Origin of the sequence: Bradyrhizobium genomosp. III (assembly GCF_000261705.1) — a bacterium.
GTDB classification, from domain to species: Bacteria; Pseudomonadota; Alphaproteobacteria; order Rhizobiales; family Xanthobacteraceae; genus Bradyrhizobium; species Bradyrhizobium ottawaense.
In genome coordinates, this window is record NZ_AJQF01000226.1 from 1 (window position 1) to 3655 (window position 3655).

The window sequence follows — 3655 nt, forward strand, 5'->3', positions numbered from 1 at the left end:
GTCGCCGGTCGCGTCAAGAACTCCGGCGACATCAGCCGCATGCGCTCGAAGTTCAACGGTAAGTTCTGGTGGGACATGACCGAGCAAGAGCACCAGCAATTTCCGGGCGATTACGAGGCCCAGGTCGGCCAGGGCGAGGTCACCGTTCATTCCGAGGAGCATTTCGGCCAGAGCGACCGCGGCATCCTGTTGATCCGGCGCATGCTGAGCGACCAGCTCGATGCGCTCGCCGCGGGCCGCGATCCGATCGGCGTCTCGTTCGATGCCGGCGCGCCTCCGGTCGCATTCGAAGCGGGGAATTACATCCGCGAAGGCTGATCTACCAGCTCCAAACGGAGCTGGACCGACAACGATAACAACGACAGATTGGGGGAAGCGATGGTCGATGTGACGTCACAGATGTCGGTGCAAACGGCTGCCGCGGCAAAGCCCCCGGCGCGGCGCTATTACGTGCTGGGGCTGCTCACCATCATCTACGCGCTGAACTTCCTCGACCGCACGATCTTCAACGTGCTGATCGAGCCGATCAAGAAGGAGTTCGCCCTCAGCGACACCATGATGGGCCTGCTCGCGGGCTTCGGCTTTGCGCTGTTCTATTCCCTGCTCGGCATTCCCATTGCGCGTGTTGCCGACCGGCTCAACCGCCGCAACATCGTGGCGTTGGCCTTTGCGTTCTGGAGCGCGATGACCGCGCTGTGCGGCGCGGCCACCAGCGTAACCTCGCTGGCGCTGGCGCGCATCGGCGTCGGCGTCGGCGAATCCGCGGGCTCGCCGGCCTCGCAATCGATCGTCGCCGACCTCTTCGCCAAGAATGAGCGCCCGCGCGCGCTCGGCATCTACGCCATCGGCACCTATCTCGGCGTCTTCCTCGGCTATTTCATCGGCGGCTACGTCAACCAGCACTATGGCTGGCGGATGGCCTTCTATGTCGCTGGCCTGCCCGGCATCCTGCTCGCACTGGTGCTGTGGCTGACGATCTCCGAGCCGAAGCGCGGCGCGATGCAGGAGAGTTTCGTGCCCGAGCCGCTCGGGCCGACGCTGCGCTTTCTCGCCTCGCAGCGCAGCTTCATCATCGTCCTGATCGGCTTCTGCCTCACCACCTACACGAACTACGCGACCGCGGCCTGGATCCCGCCGTTCCTGGCCCGCGTGCATCATCTGTCGAGCGCCGAGATCGGCACCTATGCCGGCACCTTCAAGGGCCTGGCCGGCATGGCCGGCACCCTGCTCGGCGGTTTCGTCGTGGCGCAGGTCAGCCGCCGCGACGACCGCTGGAAGCTGTGGGCGCCCGCGATCACCTCGGGACTCGCCGGGCCGGTGTTCGCGCTGTGCATGCTGACGCAGGATTTCGCGATGATGGTCGCCATGCTCGCGCTGACCTCGTTCCTGGTCGGCTTCCATCTCGGCCCGATCTTCGCGATCGCGCAGACGGTGGCCAAGCCCAGCATGCGCGCGCTCGCCTCCGCGCTGATTGCGCTCACCGCCACCTGCTTCGGCCAGGGTGTCGGCCCGCTCGCGGTCGGCATGGTCAATGACGCGCTGAAGGGCAGTTATGGCGCAGAGGCCGTGCGCTATTCCCTGCTCTCGGCGGCGGTCACGACCACGCTCGGCGCACTCCTGTTCATCTGGGCCGCCCGCGCGATCCGGGACGACATCGGCCGTGCCGCGGCCTGAGACCGGCCCGGTTGGGCCCGCCCGGCGAAACAGGCCGGGCGGCGAGATGAAACCATTTTGCGGAACCCGCGAAACCATCCGGAAACAGATGGTCCTTAAGACATGAGCCCATAGACGGCGGCAAAGCCCGTCGGGAGGCTCAGATGAACCACTCAATTCACTCTGCTGATCGTGCGACCCACCTGAAGATCGTGGTGGTGGCGCTGGTGGCTGGCATCACAGTGGCGGCCTTCGGGATCGCAGCCCGCACCAATGCCGATTACAGCCAGACCGCCCAGTCCACCCACGTGATCAAGGCCGGCAAGCCGGTGGTGGTGACGAGCGCCGGCACGTCCGAGATTCGCTGAAAGGTCCTCTTCCGGGCTGACCGATGGCCGCCTCCGGGCGGCCTTTTCGTTTTCCAGAGCAATGCTTAGCCGAGATACACCGTGCCAGCGCAACGTCCTTGACTTCACTCAGCCCCGCCTTTAATTCCCCCCTCGTTCCGCGCGCATCGAGCGAACCACGCGGGAGTAGCTCAGTTGGTTAGAGCGCCGGCCTGTCACGCCGGAGGTCGCGGGTTCGAGCCCCGTCTCTCGCGCCATTTTGGCAACCCCTTCATAGTCTTAGCTTGAACTTCTCGACTTCTGCCGCATCTGCGCCGGCGATTCCCTGCCGCTGGCGGGAACTCTCGGCATAGTCAGCCCGCGCCCGAATCGTCTACGTCTCAAAGGACTTAGAGGGATCCCCACGCATTCTCGGCTTTTCCAGGGATTCCCTGTCATTGGACAACCGGGGAGGCCAGTCATGGCTAAGAAGGATTCGGCCAAGAAGGATTCGGCGAAGAAGGTAGCCGCTCCCGCCACCATCACGCTCAAGCAGCTCGCCGCCGATATCGCCGAGAGCCAGGATCTGTCGAAAAAGCACGCCGAGGCGGTCCTGACCGACATGGTCGATTTGATCGCCAAGCACCTCAGGAAGGGCGACCGGGTCCGCATCGTCGGGCTCGGCATCCTCCAGGTCCGCAAGCGCGCCGCCCGAACCGGCCGCAATCCCGCCACCGGCGAGCCGATCCACATCAAGGCCAGCAAGAAGGTCACCTTCCGCCCGGTCAAGGAACTGAAAGAGGCGATCTGAAGCTACTCTTCGTTAAGCCTGATCCCACCTCCTTCCTGCCGCAACGCGGCCCGCTTTTCTGGTATACCGGCTGCTCCCCTGACCCCGGCGGTTTGACCAGAAATGTCCTCCCTCACCTTTTCGCATACCGTGACCGAGCGCTTCCTGCGCTACGTCACCATCGACACCCAGTCCGATCCGGAATCCCCTCACTCGCCCTCGACCGAGAAGCAGAAGGATCTCGGCCGCGTGCTCGCCGCCGAGCTGAAGGCCATGGGCGTCGCGGACGCGCATCTCGACGATTACGGCTACGTCTACGGAACGATCCCGGCCAACACCGACAAGAAGGTGCCGGTGATCTGCTTCTGCTCGCACATGGACACTTCGCCCGACGTCACCGGCAAGGACGTGAAGCCGCAAGTTCTGAGGAACTATCGCGGCGGCGACATCACCCTGCCGGGCGATGCCAGCCAGGTGATCCGCTTCAATGAGCATCCCGCGCTGAAGAACCAGATCGGCAACGACATCATCACCACCGACGGCACCACGCTGCTGGGCGCCGACAACAAGGCGGGCGTTGCCGAGATCATGGATGCCGCGCACTTCTTCATCAACAATCCCGATGTGAAGCACGGCACCATCAAGATCCTGTTCACGCCGGACGAGGAGATCGGCCGCGGCGTCGACAATGTCGACATCAACAAGCTGGGTGCCGATTTCGGCTACACCATGGACGGCGAAAGCGCCGGCTGCGTCGAGGACGAGACGTTCTCGGCCGACGGCGCCACCATCACCATCAACGGCGTCAGCGCCCATCCCGGCTACGCCAAGGGCAAGATGGAGCACGCGATCAAGATCGCGGCCGCCATCGTCGAGCGGCTGGCGG

At 64.4% G+C, this 3655-nt stretch carries 4 protein-coding genes, 1 tRNA gene and 1 pseudogene; all 6 read left to right on the forward strand.

Features of this window, described 5'->3' with window-relative positions; translation table 11 throughout:
- Positions 1–318, forward strand: a pseudogene (locus IC66_RS0119675) (aromatic ring-hydroxylating dioxygenase subunit alpha); the annotation flags it as partial.
- 60 nt (positions 319–378) lie between these two features.
- Positions 379–1674, forward strand: a complete 1296-nt coding sequence (locus IC66_RS0119680) for a spinster family MFS transporter (RefSeq protein WP_028141452.1) — start codon at positions 379–381, stop codon at positions 1672–1674.
- 143 nt (positions 1675–1817) lie between these two features.
- Positions 1818–2021 carry a hypothetical protein gene (locus tag IC66_RS0119685; RefSeq protein WP_018320134.1) on the forward strand — a complete coding sequence of 68 codons (204 nt, stop codon included), beginning with the start codon at positions 1818–1820 and terminating at the stop codon, positions 2019–2021.
- A 159-nt stretch (positions 2022–2180) separates the two neighbouring features.
- Positions 2181–2257, forward strand: a tRNA-Asp gene (locus IC66_RS0119690).
- 203 nt (positions 2258–2460) lie between these two features.
- Entirely contained in the window at positions 2461–2790 is a 330-nt protein-coding gene (locus IC66_RS0119695) for an HU family DNA-binding protein (protein WP_038948742.1), read from the forward strand.
- A 102-nt stretch (positions 2791–2892) separates the two neighbouring features.
- Positions 2893–3655 (forward strand): tripeptide aminopeptidase PepT (pepT, locus tag IC66_RS0119700; protein WP_038948743.1); only part of this gene is annotated, 763 nt, incomplete at its 3' end.